Annotated in this window: 19 protein-coding genes; 6 read left to right on the top strand and 13 right to left on the bottom strand. The window is 43.0% G+C overall.

Translation table 11 applies throughout. The features are described 5' to 3' along the window. Positions 1-2: 2 nt before the first annotated feature. Positions 3-1,160: a sensor histidine kinase gene (locus ACPUEY_RS03145; RefSeq protein WP_425121120.1), complete on the bottom strand. Its 1,158-nt coding sequence runs from the start codon at positions 1,158-1,160 to the stop codon at positions 3-5. On the opposite strand from ACPUEY_RS03145, the gene argH reads away from it, so the two are divergent. Beyond that, positions 1,151-2,581 carry an argininosuccinate lyase gene (argH, locus tag ACPUEY_RS03140; RefSeq protein ID WP_425121119.1) on the top strand — a complete coding sequence of 477 codons (1,431 nt, stop codon included), beginning with the start codon at positions 1,151-1,153 and terminating at the stop codon, positions 2,579-2,581. The two genes, ACPUEY_RS03145 and argH, sit on opposite strands and share 10 nt — an antisense overlap. Before the next feature lie 11 nt (positions 2,582-2,592). Further along, the gene (locus tag ACPUEY_RS03135) at positions 2,593-2,865 is read left to right on the top strand and encodes an oxidative damage protection protein (RefSeq protein ID WP_086196454.1); all 273 of its coding nucleotides are present in this window, start codon (positions 2,593-2,595) and stop codon (positions 2,863-2,865) included. 641 nt (positions 2,866-3,506) lie between these two features. Here ACPUEY_RS03135 and pgsA read toward each other — a convergent pair. From pgsA to uvrC, 3 genes are all read right to left on the bottom strand, one after another. Then, a complete protein-coding gene (gene pgsA, locus ACPUEY_RS03130; protein WP_425121118.1) occupies positions 3,507-4,094 on the bottom strand; it encodes a CDP-diacylglycerol--glycerol-3-phosphate 3-phosphatidyltransferase in 588 nt (195 codons plus the stop codon). Positions 4,095-4,202: 108 nt separating this feature from the next. Beyond that, entirely contained in the window at positions 4,203-4,997 is a 795-nt protein-coding gene (locus tag ACPUEY_RS03125; RefSeq protein WP_425121117.1) for an acyl-CoA thioesterase, read from the bottom strand. 109 nt (positions 4,998-5,106) lie between these two features. Continuing rightward, positions 5,107-6,906 carry an excinuclease ABC subunit UvrC gene (gene uvrC / locus ACPUEY_RS03120; RefSeq protein ID WP_425121116.1) on the bottom strand — a complete coding sequence of 600 codons (1,800 nt, stop codon included), beginning with the start codon at positions 6,904-6,906 and terminating at the stop codon, positions 5,107-5,109. 189 nt (positions 6,907-7,095) lie between these two features. Here uvrC and ACPUEY_RS03115 point away from each other — a divergent pair, with 189 nt between their 5' ends. The 3 genes from ACPUEY_RS03115 (at position 7,096) to fadA (ending at position 11,923) form a co-directional block, all read left to right on the top strand. Further along, positions 7,096-8,145 (top strand): AAA family ATPase, encoded by a 1,050-nt coding sequence (locus ACPUEY_RS03115; RefSeq protein WP_425121115.1) that lies wholly within the window; start codon positions 7,096-7,098, stop codon positions 8,143-8,145. A gap of 439 nt (positions 8,146-8,584) precedes the next feature. Further along, positions 8,585-10,738, top strand: coding sequence for a fatty acid oxidation complex subunit alpha FadB (fadB, locus tag ACPUEY_RS03110; RefSeq protein WP_425121114.1), 2,154 nt, complete (start codon positions 8,585-8,587; stop codon positions 10,736-10,738). Between the two features lie 12 nt (positions 10,739-10,750). Beyond that, entirely contained in the window at positions 10,751-11,923 is a 1,173-nt protein-coding gene (fadA, locus tag ACPUEY_RS03105) for an acetyl-CoA C-acyltransferase FadA (RefSeq protein ID WP_425121113.1), read from the top strand. A gap of 53 nt (positions 11,924-11,976) precedes the next feature. On the opposite strand, the gene ACPUEY_RS03100 is transcribed toward fadA, so the two are convergent. The 4 genes from ACPUEY_RS03100 to ACPUEY_RS03085 all read right to left on the bottom strand — a co-directional run bounded on the left by ACPUEY_RS03100 (position 11,977) and on the right by ACPUEY_RS03085 (position 16,359). Then, positions 11,977-13,389: a VWA domain-containing protein gene (locus ACPUEY_RS03100; protein WP_425121112.1), complete on the bottom strand. Its 1,413-nt coding sequence runs from the start codon at positions 13,387-13,389 to the stop codon at positions 11,977-11,979. Then, positions 13,377-14,870 (bottom strand): AAA family ATPase, encoded by a 1,494-nt coding sequence (locus tag ACPUEY_RS03095; protein ID WP_425121111.1) that lies wholly within the window; start codon positions 14,868-14,870, stop codon positions 13,377-13,379. The genes ACPUEY_RS03100 and ACPUEY_RS03095 overlap by 13 nt, the downstream gene beginning before the upstream one ends. A gap of 135 nt (positions 14,871-15,005) precedes the next feature. Further along, the gene (gene tehB, locus ACPUEY_RS03090; protein WP_425121110.1) at positions 15,006-15,878 is read right to left on the bottom strand and encodes an SAM-dependent methyltransferase TehB; all 873 of its coding nucleotides are present in this window, start codon (positions 15,876-15,878) and stop codon (positions 15,006-15,008) included. A 208-nt stretch (positions 15,879-16,086) separates the two neighbouring features. Further along, positions 16,087-16,359: a hypothetical protein gene (locus ACPUEY_RS03085; RefSeq protein ID WP_425121109.1), complete on the bottom strand. Its 273-nt coding sequence runs from the start codon at positions 16,357-16,359 to the stop codon at positions 16,087-16,089. Positions 16,360-16,758: 399 nt separating this feature from the next. Here ACPUEY_RS03085 and ACPUEY_RS03080 point away from each other — a divergent pair, with 399 nt between their 5' ends. Then, on the top strand, positions 16,759-17,367 hold the full coding sequence (locus tag ACPUEY_RS03080) for a hypothetical protein (protein ID WP_425121108.1): 609 nt from the start codon (positions 16,759-16,761) through the stop codon (positions 17,365-17,367). A 136-nt stretch (positions 17,368-17,503) separates the two neighbouring features. On the opposite strand, the gene ACPUEY_RS03075 is transcribed toward ACPUEY_RS03080, so the two are convergent. From ACPUEY_RS03075 to ACPUEY_RS03055, 5 genes are all read right to left on the bottom strand, one after another. Beyond that, positions 17,504-17,977: a hypothetical protein gene (locus tag ACPUEY_RS03075; RefSeq protein WP_425121107.1), complete on the bottom strand. Its 474-nt coding sequence runs from the start codon at positions 17,975-17,977 to the stop codon at positions 17,504-17,506. Positions 17,978-18,245: 268 nt separating this feature from the next. After that, positions 18,246-18,980, bottom strand: a complete 735-nt coding sequence (locus ACPUEY_RS03070; RefSeq protein WP_425121105.1) for a class I SAM-dependent methyltransferase — start codon at positions 18,978-18,980, stop codon at positions 18,246-18,248. Positions 18,981-19,008: 28 nt separating this feature from the next. Then, positions 19,009-19,722: a hypothetical protein gene (locus tag ACPUEY_RS03065; protein ID WP_425121104.1), complete on the bottom strand. Its 714-nt coding sequence runs from the start codon at positions 19,720-19,722 to the stop codon at positions 19,009-19,011. A gap of 18 nt (positions 19,723-19,740) precedes the next feature. Beyond that, complete coding sequence (locus tag ACPUEY_RS03060) at positions 19,741-20,190, bottom strand: hypothetical protein (protein ID WP_425121103.1); 450 nt, start codon at positions 20,188-20,190, stop codon at positions 19,741-19,743. Positions 20,191-20,312: 122 nt separating this feature from the next. After that, positions 20,313-20,792 carry a hypothetical protein gene (locus tag ACPUEY_RS03055; protein WP_092820996.1) on the bottom strand — a complete coding sequence of 160 codons (480 nt, stop codon included), beginning with the start codon at positions 20,790-20,792 and terminating at the stop codon, positions 20,313-20,315. Positions 20,793-20,886 lie beyond the last annotated feature (94 nt).

The following is a 20,886-nucleotide window of genomic DNA, read 5'->3' as shown; positions in this document are numbered from 1 at the left end:
TTTTATTTATATCGATATTGCACAACTGTGGTAAATATTCCCTTCCCCTCGTATGTCTGAAAAGTTGCAGAACGACCATAATAAGCCTTTAGTCGCTGCTTCACATTTTCAACTGCAATACCATGTCCCTGTCGTAAATTTATTTTATCCTGTGCATAAGGGTTAGTAATGACTATATTGACTTGATTTTGCAATATTTCAATCAATATGCTTATCGTACTCTTTGTTAGAATTTTTTCAACTCCATGAAAAATACTATTTTCCACTAAAGGTTGTAAAGTTAATAACGGAATTTGTATCTGAGAAAATAGAACTTCATCCTCATATTTCCACTCTACCTGTAAGCGATTCCCCAAGCGAATCTGCTCAATGGCCAGATAACGCTGACACAGCTCAATCTCATCTTTTAAGCGGACCAGCTTAAGTTCCTTAAAACTTGCACGAAATAGTTGGGATAAATTCAGTAACATTTGTTCAGCTTTATCTGGATCAATGGTAATCAAACTAATCACGGTATTTAGGCTATTAAATAAAAAATGTGGATGAATCCGGGCTTGCATGGCCTGAATACGTGCATTCAATTCACTGTTTTGCTGACGTGCCCATTGTTCTCGCATATACAGATAGCGAAAACAAAATGCACCAATCAGTACCCCATAACTCAGATGCAACACCACGCCATCCAGTAAAACCGCCGCAGTGATATGAGCGAATTGAAAATTTTGCCCAAAGAAAATAACCCCATTCAGCACCACCGTGGTCACGAGCACGATCATCTGCAGCAAAATAAAGCCCACCACCAGGGTCTGGCCAAAACTGAAGTGCTGGATTTTGCTCTGCAAACGCTCGGTCAACGCCACAAAAGCCAGTAAAACCCAGTCAATGAACAACATATATTGCAATACGCGGCTCAGGCTTAATGCCGTCCAGGATTGTGCCTCTGCCAGTGCCAGGATGACGGCCAAAATATTGCTGGCAATAAATAATTCAATTAGATGTTGCCAATGCCCTATTTTCGTAAAAAAATAGGCGTCATTGTTTTTCCGATCATCTGTATACGTCGAAGTTGGATCGACTTGTTTTTCGGCAAGTGATTCTGAATTTGCTATACTCTTGTTCAAATTACTGCTTTTTATTTTATTGAGCCGATATGACCACATCTTCTAATTCCTCAAATCCGTCACAAGCCCAAACTTCGGGTATGTGGGGCGGTCGTTTCTCTGAAGCTACTGACGCATTTGTTGCTGAATTTACAGCATCTGTTCAATTTGACCAACGCTTTTATAAACAAGATATTGCAGGTTCTATTGCGCATGCAACCATGCTTGCCAAAGTCGGTGTTTTAACTGAACAAGAACGTGATGACATCATTAACGGTTTAAACACCATTAAAGCTGAAATTGAAGCAGGCGATTTCGAATGGCGCATTGATCTAGAAGATGTGCACATGAATATCGAGTCGCGCTTGACCAGTCGTATTGGCATCACCGGTAAAAAATTACATACTGGCCGTAGCCGTAACGACCAGGTGGCAACAGACATCCGTCTATACGTGCGTGATGAAATTGATGCCATTCTTCAATTATTAGAAAAACTGCAAAAAGGTATTTTGGGCTTGGCGGCTAAAAACACCAACACCATTATGCCGGGCTTCACCCATCTGCAAACTGCCCAGCCGGTAACTTTTGGTCACCACTTGATGGCGTGGTTTGAAATGCTGGTACGTGACTCTGAGCGTTTGATCGACTGCCGTAAACGTGTGAACCGCCTGCCGTTAGGTTCTGCTGCACTCGCAGGTACCACCTATCCGATCGAGCGTGAATACACCGCACAGCTTTTAGGTTTTGAAGCCGTGTGTGAGAACTCGCTGGATGCTGTGTCTGACCGTGACTTTGGCATTGAATTTAACGCTGCTGCCTCTTTAATTATGATGCACCTGTCGCGTATGTCTGAAGAAATGATCCTGTGGACCTCTGCGCAGTTCAAATTTGTCAACATTCCAGACCGTTTCTGTACCGGTTCTTCAATCATGCCGCAAAAGAAAAACCCGGATGTGCCTGAGTTGATCCGTGGTAAGACTGGCCGCGTATACGGTGACCTGATGAGCCTGTTGACCCTGATGAAAGGTCAACCATTGGCATATAACAAAGACAACCAGGAAGACAAAGAGCCATTATTTGATGCGATTGATACCGTTCGCGGTTCACTCATGGCCTTTGCCGACATGATTCCTGCACTGGTTCCAAACATCGAAATCATGCGTGAAGCTGCATTACGCGGTTTCTCAACTGCAACTGACCTTGCCGATTACCTGGTGAAAAATGGCGTGGCTTTCCGTGATGCGCATGAAATTGTCGGTAAAGCGGTTGCACTTGGCGTTCAGGAAGGCAAGGATTTGTCTGAATTGACCCTTGAGCAACTGCAACAGTTCTCTGACCTGATTCAAGCGGACGTATTTGAAAAAGCATTGACGCTTGAAGCCTCTGTAAATGCGCGTAACCACATTGGTGGGACTGCTCCTGCACAGGTTGAAGCAGCGATTGCTCGTGCCTACGCTCGTTTAGAAAAACTTTACGCTTAAGGAAACCGGATATGTCTCGACAAGTTTTTTGCCGTAAGTATCAAACAGAAATGGAAGGTTTAGACTTTGCTCCCTTCCCGGGTGCAAAAGGTCAGGAGCTGTTTGACACTGTATCTAAACAGGCCTGGCAAGAGTGGCTCAAGCATCAAACGACGCTCATTAACGAGAAACGCCTAAACGTGTTTGAACCAGATGCAAAGAAATTTCTTGAAGAACAACGTGAAAAATTCTTCAATAATGATGAGTCACTGGAAAAAGCTGAAGGCCTAAAGCCTGAGGCGTGATAAAGCGGAGCGCTGCTCCGCCACGCCGCAAGGCAAGAGCTTTGCTCGCGCAGGCTTTAATCTAAAAAGAATCCCCTTTATTGGGGATTTCTTTTTTAAGCTGCTCTAAAAATTACGCAAGACAAGCGAAGCGCGTAGTTTTAAATGTCATGAAGGAGTCTCTCAGTAGACTCCTTTTTTAGTTTAAGAACGCTGCTCCGCCACGCCGCAAGACGAGAAGCCATGCTTTAGATGGCCAGAATAGGGTGTTGCACTTCAAATGCTCATCTAAGCTTTCCTAAAAAACCCGAATACGACTTTAATTTTCTATTTTATTTTTAATTTTAAAAATTCTACTTATCCCATAAATCTTTTTAAACATTTAGAAATAACTGTAATTCAAAAATACATTTCTCAATAAAACTATACATTACAATACAATAACACACATGATTTGACTGTTGTCCTCCCCTATACTTAGTCTCAAGTAGATGGTTTCCATCTTATTACAAATATAAATATCCCCGATTTCAATCCTAGGTTTCCCCCAAAATCTAGGATTTTTTTTATCTGTCATTTTCGTTGCTATATCTTCTGAAAAAGTAGCCGATAAATAAAAAAACGCCCATCCAGGACGTTTTTTGAATTCTTTGAATCTGAACCTAAGGCTGTTTTAAATAAGGCCATGCCGCCTTTAAATAAATCATCATTGACCACAAAGTCAGGATGACTGCGGTATAAAGCAGAAGATAAGCAAGCGTTTCAAGCGGTTGCCAGTTCAGCAAGAACACTGAAATCGAAATCATCTGAAAAGCGGTTTTATATTTGCCCACTGTCGATACCGCCACACTGGTACGAGCCCCCAGCTCTGCCATCCACTCGCGTAAGGCAGAAACCGTAATTTCACGGGAAATAATGACAATGGCTGCAAACGCCATAGAAATGGTCGGTTGCCATTGCACCAGAACAATCAATGCAGCCGCAACCATGAGCTTATCCGCTACAGGGTCCAAAAAACGGCCAAATGCGGAGGTTTGATTGAGTGAGCGCGCCAAATATCCATCAAACCAGTCAGTTACAGCAGCAATGACAAAAATGGCCGTTAAAATAATGTGACGAGTCACATTTGCATCATGACCTGCAACACCAACCGCAGGTGGCCAGTATGCCACCAGCAAGAAAACCGGTATTAAAGCAATACGCGCCAAAGTCAAGATATTCGGAATATTCAGGATGCGACCTGTAGTCATAGACACCGCCAATTTTTCCCCTTTATGTACAATGAAAAACCACACATATTTTGAGGATGGATTCATCGTTAATAAGAGTCACTTTATACGAATTGCCATAAAGTGTCACTAGGCAAACACGGTAACTGTCTGTCTGGAAATCGCAATCAGTCTATTTTCTGCATCCCAAAGATGAGCATACTCGGTCGAATAACCCTCTGCGGCATAATCGGTAAATACTTTATATTTAAACCAATCATGCAGCTGATTTTTTAAAGGATGCACATAGGTCACATGCCAGGTCAGCGAACTGGCCGGTGCAAATGCCTTAAACATCGGCAAGACGCCAGGCGGCCACATATCGAAAGCCACCATCAAGTCGGCGATGCTCATGTCCCGATTGTCATGTCGGTCCGGATTAAAACGCATCCAGCCACTAAAATCAGGTTTGACACTGCCGCTACATGGATATTGCCCATCCACCCAGACCAGGTCCATCTGGCCAAAACATTCCGGTGCTAAAGGATGATGCTGTGCAATAGTTAATTGTTCAGGCATTGGAAACTCAGGTGCAAGTCGCTCCTGCTGCACTGAAATCGCAGACTGGCGATGCGTCCCAAAACTGGCAATCAAAATACTTTGTACGGCATCGTCCTGCCAGAGCCGAACTTCAACCGTGGTCACGGATTTGCCTTGACGCAAGATTTCAGCACTCAACCGGACTGGTGCCATTTGTACTGGACCAACAAAAGTCACACTGGTACTTAACAGCTGTTTTTCCGCATCGGCAACCGCGAGCAAGGCTTTTTGCATCATCATCCCGGCCACCAGTCCGCCATAAATGGTACGCCCCTGTAGCCAGCCTGGTGGAATATTAACCCATTCATCCTGTTCTATTGTTGTGAATAATTGGCGCAGTGACATCCTTCGTCCTTTGGAGTTTTTTATTGGCTCTATCTTTCACTTATTTTCAACTATTGTGAATGATCAATGACTGCCGCGTCAGTGAGCACTTTGGCCAATCTGTCCGAATTTATTCATGCAATACCTTATAGATAGTACGAGCCATGACATCGCCTAGACCGGGCACCAGTTTCAAGTCATTTTCCGAGGCTTTCAGTACGCCCTGAATGCCGCCAAAATGGGTCAACAGATCACGGCGGCGTTTCGGTCCCAGTCCGGGAATCACTTCCAGTACCGATGAGCCACGTTTCTTGTCGCGTTTGGCCCGATGTTTGGTAATGGCAAAACGGTGTGCTTCATCGCGTACCTGTTGAATCAGATGTAGGGCTTTATGGTCTTCTGGCAACTGGATTTTTGTGCCATCAGTGAAATGCAAGGTTTCCAGACCGGGTTTACGCCCTTCGCCTTTGGATACCCCGACCATAAAAGCATCCAGCCCCAGCTCCTGCATCACTTCCATTGCCATATGTAATTGACCTTTACCGCCGTCAATCAACAGTAAATCCGGCAGCATGGCTTTTTTATAACGGCGGGTCAGTGCCTGACGCATAGCCGCATAATCATCACCGCCGGTAATATCATCAATGGCGAACTGGCGGTAATCGCGTTTTCGTGCACCGCCCGAATCAAACACCACGCAAGAGGCTATGGTGGCTTCGCCCATGGTATGCGAGATATCGAAGCATTCAATCCGGTCGACGGGACGGCCGACCACCTGTTCCAGCTGATGAAAGCGTTCATTCAGTTCAAAATGATTGGCCAGCTGGCCTTTAATGGCATGCTGCACATTCATATTGGCCAGTTCCAGCCACTCGGCCCGGGTTTCGCGAACATTGTGCTTGATCTGCACCTTCTTGCCGAATTCCTGTTGCAATGCCTGTTCCAGCTCTTTGCGGTCCGCAAGCTCGACATTGACAATCAGCTCGGCTGGCACTTCATCGGCCACCTGAAAATAGAAGTTCGCCATGAAGTCCGAAAGCATTTGTCCCAGATCATCCCCCAGCATATCCGGGAAATAGCTTTTACCGCCCAGCATTTTGCCATTGCGCACATGCATGATCTGCACGCAGGTCACCCCGGCATGATAGGCAATCGCCAATATATCGGCTTCCCCTTTGAGTTTATAAATTGCCTGATTGGCTTGCACATCACGCAATAAACCCATGCGATCACGATAAAACACGGCTTTTTCAAATTCGAGCTTTTCAGCGGCCTCTTCCATTTTCTGAATCAGTTCCTGATTCAGTTCTTTGGTATCTCCCTGTAAAAAGCGAATCGAGTTTTTGACATCTTCCTGATAATCTTCAGGCGAGATCAGACCGACACAGGGCGCGCTACAGCGTTTAATCTGATACTGCAAACACGGACGCTTGCGTTGGGCAAAATAGCTGTTTTCACACTGCCGCACATTAAACAGTTTTTGCAGCACGACCAGAGTATCCCGCGCATTATAGGCACTCGGATAAGGCCCGAAGAACTTGCCGACCTGATGTTTGCCTTTGCCACGACCGGCGGCAATACGCGGATAAGGCTTGTCGCTGGAAACAAAAATATAGACATAGGATTTGTCGTCGCGCAGCATGATGTTGTACGGCGGACGATGCAGCTTGATCAGGTTCTGTTCCAGCAATAAGGCTTCGGTTTCCGAGCGGACCACCAGCGTTTCAATGTCATAGATCCGCGCCACCAAAGCCTGTGTTTTCGGATGTTCGATGGTTTTGACAAAGTAGCTCGACACACGGTTTTTCAGATTTTTGGCCTTGCCCACATACAGCAATTCGCCGTCTTTGCCCAGCATGCGGTAAACGCCCGGTAAAGTAGTCATATGGGCCAGAATCTTTTCAATATGTTCTCGTGCGTTTTCGTTCACATTCAGCCTGATTTAAATTGGATAAGCTTTGCTACATGATGTGATGGTTTTCACGCCATTTTCAAGCCAATGTCCTATTTTTATCACCATCATGCAAAGTTCCAACAATCACATGATTGCTAAAAGCTATAAGTCAATTGCGCTTATTTTGCTATGCTCAAGTCATCTGAATAATTTGGATCAAACTGAATGACGACCACCAGTCACGCCATGCATATTGTCAAACCCGTTACTGCAACGCATAGCACATCTGAAAAAGATAAACTGATTGGCAAGCCGCGTTTTCATTTTGAACCGCTTGAAGTCATGCAGCTGCTGAAGCAGCGTATTATTGGACAGGATGCCGCGCTGCATGAAATTGAAAAAATGCTGCATGTGGTCAAAGCCGATTTTTCCAGCCCCGAGCGTCCCTTGTCCGTGACCTTGATGCTCGGCCCGACCGGTGTCGGTAAAACCGAAACGGTCCGTTTAATCAGTGAAGCCATCTATGGCCGTCCGGATGCCTTCTGCCGCATCGATATGAACACCCTGGCGCAAGAACATTATGCCGCTGCCATTACCGGTGCCCCTCCGGGCTATGTCGGCTCCAAAGAAGGTCATAGCCTGTTTGATGAAACTGCCATTGCAGGTAGCCATACCCGTCCGGGCATTGTGCTGTTTGATGAGCTGGAAAAAGCCTCCACAGAAGTGATTCGCGGTTTAATGAATGTTCTGGATACAGGAAAACTCACCCTCACTTCAGGCACCAAAACCATCGACTTTCGTAACTGCATGATCTTTATGACCAGCAATGTCGGAGCGCAAGCCGCGCAGCAATATCTGGATAAACTGAATTTCTTGCCGAAGAAAATGCAGGATTTGTGTCTGAAAAAAATGCCGACCCGGAGCATTATTGAAAAAGTCATGTACCGCAAGTTTGATCCCGAGTTTTTAAACCGGATTGACCGCACCCTCCATTATCAGGCGGTACAGGATGATGCCCTACCGAAACTGGTGGACATTGAACTGCAAAAACTGAATCAGCGCCTGCAGCATCAAAAACGTCAGGTGGTTTTGACCGAAGCCGCCAAAGCACACTTTTATAAAGATCATGATATCCGTTTTGGTGCACGCCATTTGGCCCGCAAAATGCGCACTGAACTGGAACCGATTCTGGCGGTGTATTTTTTAAATTATCCGGAAAAAACACAGCTCACTTTAAGCTATGCAGATGGGCAATTGATCATTCAGCCCGAATAATCCTTGTTATCCTAATGCTTGTAGTCAAATACTCAAACAGGTATTTGACTACAAATATGTCACTTTTACTTCAGTTTCAAGCTCCCTCCGCTGCACTGAAAATTGGGATCGATTGACTATTTTGACCAAAACAAGGCCATAAAAAACTTGAAATAGCACACTTGTACCCGCTATAAATAAGCACGACATTATTAGAAAACCTTAATCTAAACAAAAAGTTCATTACATTTTTAATAGCTACAGTAAAAATAGGGTTGCCAAGCCTCAGGATTTGTTGAAAAAAATTGATGACCCTAGCGTCACGGCTTGATACAACTTGTTATGTTCTTTTTGGATATAGTTATCGTAAGATTGGCGAAGCATAAATGTACGCAGGAAAAAAGGCGTACATGCTTCACAACATCAACTTAGAAGTCCTCCAAAATAAAGGAGATCAGGCATGATCCACGCTGGCAATGCCATTACCGTCCAAATGCTTTCGGACGGAATTGCAGAATTCCGCTTTGACTTACAAGGTGAGTCGGTCAACAAATTTAACCGTGCAACGCTTGAAGATTTTAAGGCTGCTATCGAAGCTGTAAAAGCAGATAGCGCCATTAAAGGTTTGATCGTTACCTCAGGTAAATCAACATTTATCGTTGGTGCTGACATCACTGAATTCGGTGACAACTTCGCACAAGGCGAAAAAGCGATTGTGGATTGGGCATTGCCTGTTCACGACATCTTCAATGCGTTTGAAGATTTAGAGATTCCTAAAGTTGCTGCAATCAATGGTATGGCATTGGGCGGCGGCTTTGAAATGTGCCTGGTGTGTGACTACCGCGTGATGTCAGAAGCGGCTCAAGTCGGCCTGCCTGAAATCAAACTCGGCATTTTCCCGGGCTTCGGCGGTACGGTTCGTTTAAGCCGTGTCATCGGTATCGACAATGCGGTTGAATGGATGGCGATGGCGAATCCGAAAAAACCTGCTGCTGCGCTGAAAGACGGTGCTGTGGATGCGGTTGTGGCTGCGGACAAACTTACGGACGCTGCAATTGACCTGGTGAAACAGGCGATTGCTGGCCGTTTGGCCTGGAAAGCAAAACGTCAGGAAAAACTGGACCCTGTTAAGTTGAATATGCTTGAACAAATGATGGCATTCAACACGGCAAAAGGTGCGGTGCTTGCGAAAGCAAATCCGGCTCAATACCCTGCGCCTAAACTTCTTCTTGATTCATTACAGGCAGGTGCAAGCCTTCCACGTAATGAAGCATTAAAAGTAGAAGCTGAAGGCTTTGCAAAAGCTGCGATTACGCCACAAGCGGGCGCGTTGATCGGTTTATTCATCAACGACCAGATCGTGAAGAAAACTTCCAAGAAATATGAAAAAGGTGCGCACCCGGTTAACCAGGCAGCCGTTCTAGGCGCGGGCATCATGGGTGGTGGTATTGCTTACCAGGCGGCAAGCAAAGGCACACCAATCATCATGAAAGATATTGGCAACCCACAACTTGCTTTGGGTATGAAAGAAGCCAATGGTCTTTTAACGAAACAAGTTGAACGCAAGAAAATGAAACCTGCGCAAATGGGTGAAACACTTGCGCGCATCCGTCCAACTTTAAGCTATGACGAATTCAAAGACGTCGACATCGTGATTGAAGCTGTGACTGAAAATCCAAAAGTCAAAGGCATCGTTCTGAAAGAAACTGAAGCAAAAGTTCGTGAAAACACGATCATTGCTTCCAACACTTCTACAATTTCAATCACGCGTCTGGCTGAAAACCTGGAACGTCCTGAAAACTTCGTGGGCATGCACTTCTTTAACCCGGTACACATGATGCCATTGGTCGAAGTGATCCGTGGTGAAAAAACCTCGGCTGAAGCGATTGCAACCACTGTGGTTCTTGCTCAGAAAATGGGTAAAACGCCAATCGTGGTGAATGACTGCCCGGGCTTCCTGGTCAACCGTGTATTGTTCCCTTACTTCGGTGCGTTTGACCTATTACTTAAAGATGGTGCTGACTTCCAGCAAATCGACAAAGTGATGGAACGCTTCGGCTGGCCGATGGGTCCTGCTTACTTGATGGACGTTGTTGGTATTGATACAGGCGTTCACGGTGCAGAAGTGATGGCGGAAGGTTTCCCTGACCGTATGAAGCCGGACTTCAAAGGTTCAATCCAGACCATGTATGAAGCAAAACGTTTGGGTCAAAAGAACGATGTTGGTTTCTACAAGTACGAACTGGACAAAAAAGGCAAGAAAGCCAAAGTGATTGATCCAACTGCGTACGAACTTGTGGCATCCGTTGCAACTGCGGAAAAACGCGAGTTTGATGCTCAGGAAATCATTGACCGCATGATGCTAACTTTCTGTAACGAAACGGTTCGTTGCCTGGAAGACAACATTGTTGCAACGCCGTCTGAAGCAGATATGGCGATGATTATGGGTGTAGGTTTCCCTCCATTCCGCGGTGGTCCATGCCGTTACATCGACCAAACTGGTGTTGCTGAATACGTTGCACTTTGCGACAAATACGCTCACTTAGGTAAGGCTTATGAAGCGCCACAAATGTTGCGCGACATGGCTGCTAACAACAAAAAATTCTACGGTTAAGGAGCAACGTGAATGGCTACTTTAAATCCGCGTGACGTTGTCATCGTTGATGGCGTACGTTCAGCAATGGGTAAAACCAAAAACGGTATGTTCCGCAATGTACGTGCTGACAGCTTGTCTGCTGAATTGGTTCGCGCTTTGGTTGCTCGTAACCAGTTTGATGTCAACGAAGTTGAAGACGTGATCTGGGGCTGTGTCAACCAGACGCTTGAACAAGGCATGAACATTGGCCGTAACATCGCGTTACTGGCCGATCTTCCGAAGACTGTTGCAGGTCAAACCGTCAACCGTCTGTGTGGTTCTTCTATGCAGGCCATCCACACGGCTGCTGCGCAAATTGCGACTAACCAAGGTGATATCTTCATCATCGGTGGTGTTGAGCACATGGGCCACGTGGGCATGATGCACGGTATCGACATTAACCCGGAAGCATCTAAACACTATGCAAAAGCGTCTAACATGATGGGCTTAACCGCTGAGATGTTGGGTCGCATGAACGGCATTACTCGTGAAGAACAGGATGCGTTTGGTGTGGAATCACACCGCCGCGCTTGGGCTGCAACGCAAGAAGGCCGTTTCAAAAACGAAATTATTGGTGTTGAAGGCCATGACCAAAATGGCTTCAAAATCCTGTGTGACGTTGACGAAGTGATTCGTCCGGATGCCAACCTTGAAGCGTTCCAGGCGTTACGTCCTGTATTTGACCCGAAAGGCGGTACAGTAACTGCTGCGACATCTTCAGCACTGTCTGACGGTGCTTCTGCTATGTTGCTTATGTCTGCTGAACGTGCTCAAGCGCTTGGTCTTAAACCACGTGCTGTAATCCGCTCTATGGCGGTTGCAGGCTGTGATGCTGCGATCATGGGCTTTGGTCCAGTTCCTGCAACGCAAAAAGCGCTTAAACGTGCGGGCTTGTCGATTGCTGACATCCAAACTTTTGAGTTAAACGAAGCGTTCGCTGCACAAGGTTTGTCGGTTCTTAAAGGCTTAGGCATTTATGACCAGCAAGACCGTGTGAACCTGAACGGTGGTGCGATTGCGCTGGGTCACCCATTGGGCTGTTCTGGTGCGCGTATCACAACAACGTTGTTGAACGTAATGGAACAGCAAGATACACAAATCGGTCTTGCGACCATGTGTATTGGTCTAGGTCAAGGTATCGCGACTATTATCGAACGTGTTTAATGCTTAATTAAATACTGCGATAAAAAGAAACCCCGCTTATTGCGGGGTTTCTTTTATCTCAATAAATTAATTATTTCGGACACTGAACTATTTCTAGGATTAAATAACCACTCTCGATCAAAATATTCACGAGAAAATTGACTAATCGGAGAGTTACCAATCACTAAAGAATAAAATTGGTTTCCTTTTTCTTTCGCAGACTGAATTTTTTGATGTTGTTCTTGAGCTAAAGTTGCCATTACAAAATCTGAAACCACTAACAAATCTGCACGTTTATAGTTTTTCTTTTTTAATAAACCTAAAGCAAAATCAAGAGCTGGAGCTACATCAGTTCCACCATGAAATGACATCTTTAAAAATTCAATTAAAGTGTTGAGTCCTTGTGGTCGGGTTAATTCCAAAGTTTGAATTGAAGTAGAAAAATTAATGAGAAAACATGCTCTTTTTTCCTTCATTGCTTCACTAGCAAAATATAAAGCAACAGCCTTTGCAATAAATTCAGGTGTACCTTGCATTGAACCACTTGTATCAATACAAAGGATCATTGGTCCTTTGCTATTGATACTACCGTAAGAAATACACTCTATATTCTGACTAGTAGATTGCAAGCCCTGCATTTCAAAGCACATCAAATTGCCTTCAATATACTTTAAATCAAACAACACTTCGGTCTCTGTATTTGAAAGCAATGCGAGCTCAGATGGCAACACAAACTCTAAATCTCGCCCCATACGAATGCCGACTATTTCTTCACAAGAATAAATATCAGTGACAAGGGTTTCGATCTTTTGTTGCTGTGAAATTTCAATTTTTTCTTGAGCAATATGAGCGTCTTGAATCTTACCTAATACATCTAGAATTATTTTGAGTGTATCGTTGTTCCTTAAATACTCAGCCCAACTCTTAAACTGCTGCATGTCTTGAGCAGTAAGCCGACCATTCGAATAATCTAAAAAAATACCTGGCTCCAAACCTAATTGATCAGTAATTTTTTTGAGTTCTTCCAAATTTCTCATTTGTTCTAGTAATTGCTCGAATAACAAATGGCGAAGCTCATCTAGTTTTTTTAGCTCCCAATCAGCAATCTGCTCATCTAGATTCTTTTTCCAATCTTTGAACAAGTGATTTTTTAATTTTTTGCGATCTTTGTCGGCATCTTGAGATTGTTTTCTCCAAAAGTGACTAGAATCAGGAAGACCCGAAAATTTAAAAAAATCACGATATAAGTCGATTGCCTGATTTAATTCTATGTCCTCTTGATTTAACAATTTGTCATAGACATCAGAATATGGCTTAAAAGGATTTTCAAGCTGAAGTTTACGCCTAGCATCTGTTACCCAAGTCTTGGTCTGATCATCTAAATTCATTTGAATTTTTTGATGATCCAACCAATGGTCTAGCTTTTTATGCACCAACTCTTTTTCAATGCTTTGCTTTGTATCTTGAAATAGGTCTAGTTGTCGCATAATGATTTTAAACGCTCACAATCTTGAATATGGGTTTCAAGGCTTTCAATTTGTTTTTTGATACTTTGCAATAAAAAAGTTAACTCCTTACTTGTAATAAACATAGAGTCATATTGTTCTTTATATTTTTCATTACATTTATTTACTGCATTCAAGGCTTTCTTAAAGCTATACAACTTACTATCTACTTCAGTTTCTAAAGCCTCAATTAACCTAGCATTCACTTGACTCTTTTTAGTTCCCTTTTTAAATTGTACTTTAGGTGTTTTCTTTTCTTCTCTACTGTAATACCCAGGTTCTTTAATTGTACATGTACCAGATTTATTAAAATTACATGAATAACGTCTAAATTCATTTCCATTAATATCAATTGGATGAAAATCTTTATCCTGTCCTTTCAAATCAATGCTGATATATATGTCTTGATTAGAAAACTGGAATTTAAAATAGTCTTTACCTGATATTGTGTATGTCAAATATATATCTTCCGAATAATAAAGTTCCTCTGTAATTTCTTTTTCTAATTTTTGTACTTGTTCTATTAATGAACTTGTCTCAACCCCACTATCTATACCCATTAGACCAATTGATTTTTCAATAATGTGGTTAATTTTGGAAAAATTTTCTTCTTTACTCCATAGACAGTATTTAAGTAGAAAAATTTCACTTAATAAAACCTCTTTACGTCCATTAAAAAAGGCTGCTGCTTTTAACAAATATGCAGCTCTTTGCCAACGACGATCAGACACATAAATTTTTTGATCTTCAGGTAATTCTGAAATTAACTTCCTGATCATTAAAATGACATTATTAATTTCTGAGCTGAAAATCACCTCATGAATTTCATCTAACCATGTTTTCCACTCATCTTCTTTAATCAATAACTGTGGATCAATATCAACATTTGATGAACTCGGTTTACTACCAATTAGATTTAGAAAGTTGTCTTTATCTTCAATAGGATTAACAATAATTCTTAAAATAAAACGATCATAAAGAGCTTCTAAACCTTGATTTTCAGGTGGTATCTCATTTGAAGCAGAAACCAACGCCTTTAATGGCACATTAACAATCTCATCTCCATTTTTAAAAATTTTTTCATTTACTAAGGTTAATAAGGCATTTAGAATTGCAGGACTTGATTTCCAAATTTCATCCAAGAATGCAAAGTCTGCATTTGGCAAATAGTTTTCGATCTTACGCGTATATTTATCTTCTTTTAGTGCTTTGATAGAAACTGGACCAAAGACTTCCTCAGGCGTGCTAAAACGATTCATTAAATATTCAAAATATTTAGGCTTATGGAAAGCCTGCGCAACTTTTCTAGATATTAAACTTTTAGCTGTACCTGGTGAACCAAGCAAGAATGTATTAGTTCCTGAAAGAGCTCCCAAGAAAGTTAAGGCAATAATATGTTCACGTTCATACATATTTTCAGACAAGTGCTGTAAAATTTTTTCGATTCTTTCGTTAGTCTTCATATATATTTCAATAAATTTAAGTAATTAATTAAAAATAAGTATTTAATAAAATAAACATATCATCCAACTATACGATTTTCTATAGATAGAATTTAATAATCAAAAATTTATGGAAATATCTATCAACTATTTTATTCATAAATCATCTACTTTCTGCGCCAACAATGTTGCAAAATGCTGTTTTATACGCTTCCCTTCATCATCTACCCGATGCAACTCACCGACATTTTCATTGTATTTCACAATCTTCCAGCCCGCGTACAAGGCACTTAACTCGCCTGCTTTAAACGTAAAAGGAAAGTCAGGCTGCGCAGGAATATCATCGGTATCCATCGCACAGACAATCAGGTTAAAGCCATTTATTTCGGTTGCTTGCTGCATCTGTGCAATCAAAGGTCTAACCGTTTGGGCCTGCAAGAACATCATCACCACGGTACAGCAAATAAAGTCATAACGGCCACTAATACTTGGGTCTGCATTTAAATCACGCTGCTGTACCTGAATGTTATCAATTCGCTCGCTTTGAATAATCTGCTTTAAGGTTTGCAGGCTCTTTTCATTGACGTCCCAGGCATCCACCTCAAAACTATGCTGACTCAAATACAGCGCATTTCGCCCCTGCCCGCAGCCGACATCCAAAGCACGACCACCTTGTAAATACGGCGTAGCAGCTAAAATTTCCGAGTGCGTGGGTGAAAGCTGATACTTTTTAGTGAAATAATCCTGTGGTAGACAGTAAAACCGTAGCTGACATTGCACATCATCACTGGCAGAAATAATTTTATGCCACGCCTGCGGTTCAATAAACGGAGGCTGCTGCTCTGGGCTAAAGACATGCTCGGACTGTACGTTGCCAAATTCATCCAGCATGGCAAAATGCAGCTCGCCCTTGAATACCGTCAGTTTTGCCCAGGTACCGGCTTTGGTATTGTGCTGTTTTTTAAACCCTTGCGGAATAGTCTGCTGTGTCCAGACAGGAAGTTCTTTATAATACATAAGCTGTTGCATAAAAGACTGCGCTCCAAAGCATCGGTGGTCGGGCTGAAATTAATCAGTTGATGATGTATGTTTTAGCATAGCCCGTTCAACAGCAGATTAAAATAAGCCAATCGCATTCCATTCAGGCAAACCAAGCACCCTATTAAAAAACAAAAAACTGCCCGGTACGGACAGTTTGACGGTCTTTAAAAAAAGAAAAATAAAGATACTTCGGTTTTTACTGCGACAGTTGTTCGCGCAGCCATTCCATATATTTTTCTTTATCCATAAAATCAGGTGCACTGCCCGTATCCAGACTAAAATATTGCTGATTGAACTGAATCACAATCTGTTCGGTATGATGCCAGTCTTCTATCATCTGGAAATATTGGTTAAAGAAAAGAAGGTTTTTACCCCAATTGTTCAGGCTTTCCAGTTTCGGGTATTTTTTATTTTCAACAAATTCACTGTATACATGCTGAATATCATCAAAAACATGTAGGGTTTTCATGACTCACCTGCCTAGATTTCATGTCGTGATCTTTGCGACTGTTTTAATCTAGCAAACGAATTTGAAAGGCAAATGACAACTCTATTGCAAAACTGTCATGCTTCAAAAGATAAGATTCCTTTGTTCAACAGCATGCTCGCTTTAACCGGTAAAACCCAAGAAAAACTCAATGATTACAAATGTTAAAAATATCAATTTCTATTGAATTAAACCGGAATAGGACAAAAAACTCAACATTAATGTAACCCATTCGCAACATCATGTTATCACTCTGTAAATTTAGTGGAATATTCACACAATTAAACATCTACAAGCTGTTCAGCCAGAAAAAGTAAGGCTCTTGAGCGTTAAAATAACCCGTACAAAAAACCTCTTTATTCTCACGATTGAGTAACCAACATGAATACCATTAAAACTGCTGTAGTTATCGCTTTAGTTGCCGGTACAACATCGGCTATGGCTGCTACTGCTGTAGAAACCACTCCGGCGGCTAAAGTTGCTGCTGCAAAAGCACATGTAAAAGCAGATGTGGCAAAAACAGCGGCTGCAGTTCAAAACACTGCTGCTGTAACTAAAGATAAAGCGGCTGCCATGTCTAAAACTGCTGCCCATAAAACTGGAGCCGCCAAAAATGCAGCCCTAACTAAAACAGCTCATGCAAAAGATGCCACTGTAGCTAAAACTGTAGCAGCTAAAGAAAAAGCGGTCGTTGCAACTCAAACTGCTGCTCACAAAACAGAAGTCGCTAAAGAAGCTGCTGTAGCCAAAACTGTAGCAGCTAAAGATGCAGCGGTAGCAAAAGCAGTTGAAGCGAAAGATGCAACCGTTGCTAAAACTGCACAAGTAACAGATACCGCTGCGGCTAAAACAGTTGCTGCAAAAGATGCTACTGTAGAAAAAACAGCTGAAGTCAAAGAAGCCGTGGCTGAAAAAACGGATGCGTTTAAAACTGAAGTAAAAGCCGAGAAAAAAGGCTTCTTCTCTTGGTTTAAAAAATCTGCGGCTTAATCTGCATAACGGATTTTAACCGTAAAAAAGGATGCCATTAACAGGCATCCTTTTTTATTGCTATTTTAGCGATCAAACTTGGGTACACCCTCCTATTCAAAGAAGTTTTTTGCTGTAGTTGCAATCACCTAATGAATTAATTTTGCGGGACATTTTCCAAAACCCCTAGTGAGATTTGCTCTCGGGCAATTTGCACATTGGTGGCACGACGGTCTATACCGAAAGGCTCAAGCAGCACATACAGGCCTTCTCTTGGATCAGGTGACTGCAAACCTCGGGCAATGGCCAGAACATATTGCTGCAATGCCAATGGCAAGCTGTTGATATCCGGCATAGGGGCTTCAGGAACCAGATCGATGGTCATCAAAATAGTGGGATCAACCACAAAGTTTTGCGTATCCATCTGGATCTGCATAATTCTATGCTGCAAAACTCGCTCATTTTGAGGATCAGTCCGATATTCAATCACAGGGGTGGTTTCAGCGCTTAACTCGGCGTCTGTTAAGGGAGCTAATCCAGGTGCATCTGCTATATCGGCAAAAGTAGAGGAAATAGAAAAGCTTGCGGCAATCGCTACGATTGCACAGGACAATTTTTTTAGGATCTTCATGGCAGTTCTACTCAACAATGAATTGAAGTAAACAAACAACCGTCGACACCTATAATTGTATAGTTTATGCGCCTTTCAGCCAGTTGCCACAGACCAGTGGTCTGGCCGAACATTCTAACTTTCGTTAAAAAAACTGCTCATTTCACCGCTTAAAAAACATGAGAATTGCTTCGATAAGAAAGTTCTATGCTGGATCATGTTTCTATAAATCAGATTTTTATCTTCTCCTGACTTATTGCTCGGCTGACATAAAATTCCGTCATAATCTTTATTTTTCTCGTATTCCGACGCGCAGAAGTACAGGAAATGTTACATCTAAATATTCAGCTGCCGTTTGCAAAGCCGCTGAAATCGGCTGTAGCGGGTCATTCCGGTTATGTTCCTGGTAATGTTTCAGGCCTGACCAGGTCTTTAAATAACTGAGCAGTTGCTGTCCTGTCCATTGATATTCCAGACGCAGCTCCGGAACCGCCTGTTCATGAAAGGGAAATGGAATGGTTTGATACAGCTCATCAATATAACGCCGTTCGCTATCCCAATAATCTTTTAGGGTTTCAGCATACAGCTGTTGAACCAAAGCATTGATTGCAGCATCCTGAACCTGAATGAGACCATAGCCAATGATGGCCAGCACCCCTTGAGGTTGAAGTACTCGTGTTACTTCTTTATAAAATGCGTCAAAGTCAAACCAGTGTATGGCTTGCGCTACCGTCACCAAATCAATGGACTGGTCCGGAATCGTCGTCTGCTCTGCTGCTTGCAGCTGATAGCTGACATTTTCAAAATAAGGCGCTTGTTGCAACTGGGCTCCACTGATATCGGTGGCCACCACATGCTCGAAATACGGCGCCAGAAGCTGGGTAAACTGACCTGAGCCTGTCCCACAATCCCAGGCAAAATTCCGTTCAGGCACATGCTTTAAAATTTCTTTGATAATTTGAGTGGAATAAGCCGGACGGGCCTGTTTATAACGCTGACTACCCTCAGAAAACAGATCTTTCATTTAACGATGCTCAAATATTTTTATAAGTTTAATCAATGACCTGATCAATTCTAAAACTGGTCTGGGCAATCGGTGCCAGCTGATCATTCAATTGATAATATTTAACATCATATATGCCTGCTTTCCAGCCCTTCGCAGGATTAAAACCGACCCAGTTCTGTTCCCGACTGGCACTGATACGCTGCGGCATAAAAAACAGCACTTCACCTGTGGACTGGTTGCTCCAGCGAACAAAAACCTGTTCATGATTCGGTATTTTTCCCAAAGTATCAAAATGGGCAAATAATTGCTGTCCGGCATAAATCTGTCTCGGCAGCACCTGATTGGCTACATATTGTTGCTGCGCCGTGACGCTGGCCTGACCGGTCATGGCTTCATGCGGATCATTTTTTGCATCGACAAATTCATTGACCAGACGCTTGGCAAACGTGCGCTTGTTGTGGATACCAGATAAATCATAGTCTGGAAAGGCCTGCGCCAGATACATGTCAATCTGTTCAGGGCTGGCTTGATCTATAACGCTATTGACTTGGGTCTTCTGTTTTTTGAGCTGTTGCTGCAATGCAGGACGATCTTCAGGCTGAGTTTGTGCTTTTTGCTGAATGGTGTGAATAAAATTTTCCACAGCAATATCCTGATGGCGCTCAGAAACAGTCGGTTCCGCTTCAGGCTTGGACTGGGCAACCCAATAACCCAACCCAAAGCAGAGTATGCCAATCACCAGTGCAGCAAGGAATTTCATGCGATTTAAATACGCTACTTAGTTACAGGTGATGGTTTCAGTCAGGTTTCCGACAGGAATATTGACGCTGCCAGTGGGAAATAATGCCCCTGCACTGACCTGCTGTCTGGTCAGGTTGGTTCCGGAAAGCAGCCTTAATCCTTCCGCAGTGCACAGTCCCGTATGGGTATCATTGCTCAGCTGTACCACACAGCCATTGACTGTCACTTTATGGGTATTTGTGACTGGCTGAGCACATAACTGGGTAATGACTACTGAAGAAGATGACTCCAGTTCACATGCTGAACAGTCCTGATTTGCACCGCCACAGGCATCGGCCGCTTTTTCGCTGCGGCAAATATAAGTCTGATTGCCGAAGCTAAACGTTTTTTCATAGGATGAGTTAAAGTAATCTCCGCTTCCGCTACCACCACAAGCTGTGAGTAAAACCGATAAAAAAGCGAATACAGGGAGAGCGATTCTTTTCATTGCATAGTCTCCAGTTGTTATTACTTTGATTCTATAAGAACAAAAACCTCAAGCTATGAAGATGTAAAACAAGAAAAATTATTGCATTTTAGGTGTCATCACCCCGGATGCAGGAGGATTATCTAATGTTCAATCGTACCCATGCTGACATTTTTCAGGTCGAGCTGTATATGCGTACCACGGTCGATGTGCTGCATACTGTTGTTACGGTCTATACCAAAGGGCTGCAACATAATATACAAGCCTTGTGTCGGATCACTCGACTGTAAACCCTGAGCGATATTCACCACATGCTGTTGCAGTATAGGAGGTAAAGAATTCAGGTCTGGCTGTGATTGTAAGGGCTGAATTTCCAGATTGGCAACCACATGGCTGTCAAGCATAAAGTTTTGTGCTTCACGTGAATTACGAATAACTTGATGCTGTAAAGCACGAAGGTTTTTTTCATCATTCTGATAGGGTACAAACCCTGTTTCTGTACGTAGTTCTGGCTCGGCCAATACTTGCAGTGTCGGCAAGGTCACCGTGTCGTCCGCATGGACCAGCATGTTCCCCGTACAGGCGAGTAGCAGCGGTAAAGCAGAGATTTTTAGAAGATTCATAAGTTTGACTCCTCACGTAATTTCAAGGCAATGCAGCTTCACGCCATGCAAGGAAAATGCTTTTCACTGCATCTGTATAGGTTATAGCCTACAT

Source organism: Acinetobacter sp. G11 (assembly GCF_049808495.1).
GTDB lineage: Bacteria > Pseudomonadota > Gammaproteobacteria > Pseudomonadales > Moraxellaceae > Acinetobacter > Acinetobacter kookii.
The sequence above is the reverse complement of the archived record's forward strand: the minus strand, read 5'-3'. Positions and strand labels throughout refer to the sequence as shown.

Excerpts from the sequence above, each read along its gene's own strand:
- tehB (WP_425121110.1), bottom strand. The coding sequence starts at position 15,878 with ATGCAACAGCTTATGTATTATAAAGAACTTCCTGTCTGGACACAGCAG.
- ACPUEY_RS03085 (WP_425121109.1), bottom strand. The coding sequence starts at position 16,359 with ATGAAAACCCTACATGTTTTTGATGATATTCAGCATGTATACAGTGAA.
- pgsA (WP_425121118.1), bottom strand. The coding sequence starts at position 4,094 with ATGACTACAGGTCGCATCCTGAATATTCCGAATATCTTGACTTTGGCG.
- ACPUEY_RS03115 (WP_425121115.1), top strand. The coding sequence starts at position 7,096 with ATGACGACCACCAGTCACGCCATGCATATTGTCAAACCCGTTACTGCA.
- ACPUEY_RS03125 (WP_425121117.1), bottom strand. The coding sequence starts at position 4,997 with ATGTCACTGCGCCAATTATTCACAACAATAGAACAGGATGAATGGGTT.
- argH (WP_425121119.1), top strand. The coding sequence starts at position 1,151 with ATGACCACATCTTCTAATTCCTCAAATCCGTCACAAGCCCAAACTTCG.
- ACPUEY_RS03100 (WP_425121112.1), bottom strand. The coding sequence starts at position 13,389 with ATGCGACAACTAGACCTATTTCAAGATACAAAGCAAAGCATTGAAAAA.
- fadB (WP_425121114.1), top strand. The coding sequence starts at position 8,585 with ATGATCCACGCTGGCAATGCCATTACCGTCCAAATGCTTTCGGACGGA.
- ACPUEY_RS03145 (WP_425121120.1), bottom strand. The coding sequence starts at position 1,160 with ATGTGGTCATATCGGCTCAATAAAATAAAAAGCAGTAATTTGAACAAG.
- ACPUEY_RS03075 (WP_425121107.1), bottom strand. The coding sequence starts at position 17,977 with ATGAAGATCCTAAAAAAATTGTCCTGTGCAATCGTAGCGATTGCCGCA.
- ACPUEY_RS03060 (WP_425121103.1), bottom strand. The coding sequence starts at position 20,190 with ATGAAAAGAATCGCTCTCCCTGTATTCGCTTTTTTATCGGTTTTACTC.
- ACPUEY_RS03095 (WP_425121111.1), bottom strand. The coding sequence starts at position 14,870 with ATGAAGACTAACGAAAGAATCGAAAAAATTTTACAGCACTTGTCTGAA.
- ACPUEY_RS03055 (WP_092820996.1), bottom strand. The coding sequence starts at position 20,792 with ATGAATCTTCTAAAAATCTCTGCTTTACCGCTGCTACTCGCCTGTACG.
- ACPUEY_RS03065 (WP_425121104.1), bottom strand. The coding sequence starts at position 19,722 with ATGAAATTCCTTGCTGCACTGGTGATTGGCATACTCTGCTTTGGGTTG.
- ACPUEY_RS03135 (WP_086196454.1), top strand. The coding sequence starts at position 2,593 with ATGTCTCGACAAGTTTTTTGCCGTAAGTATCAAACAGAAATGGAAGGT.
- ACPUEY_RS03070 (WP_425121105.1), bottom strand. The coding sequence starts at position 18,980 with ATGAAAGATCTGTTTTCTGAGGGTAGTCAGCGTTATAAACAGGCCCGT.
- fadA (WP_425121113.1), top strand. The coding sequence starts at position 10,751 with ATGGCTACTTTAAATCCGCGTGACGTTGTCATCGTTGATGGCGTACGT.
- ACPUEY_RS03080 (WP_425121108.1), top strand. The coding sequence starts at position 16,759 with ATGAATACCATTAAAACTGCTGTAGTTATCGCTTTAGTTGCCGGTACA.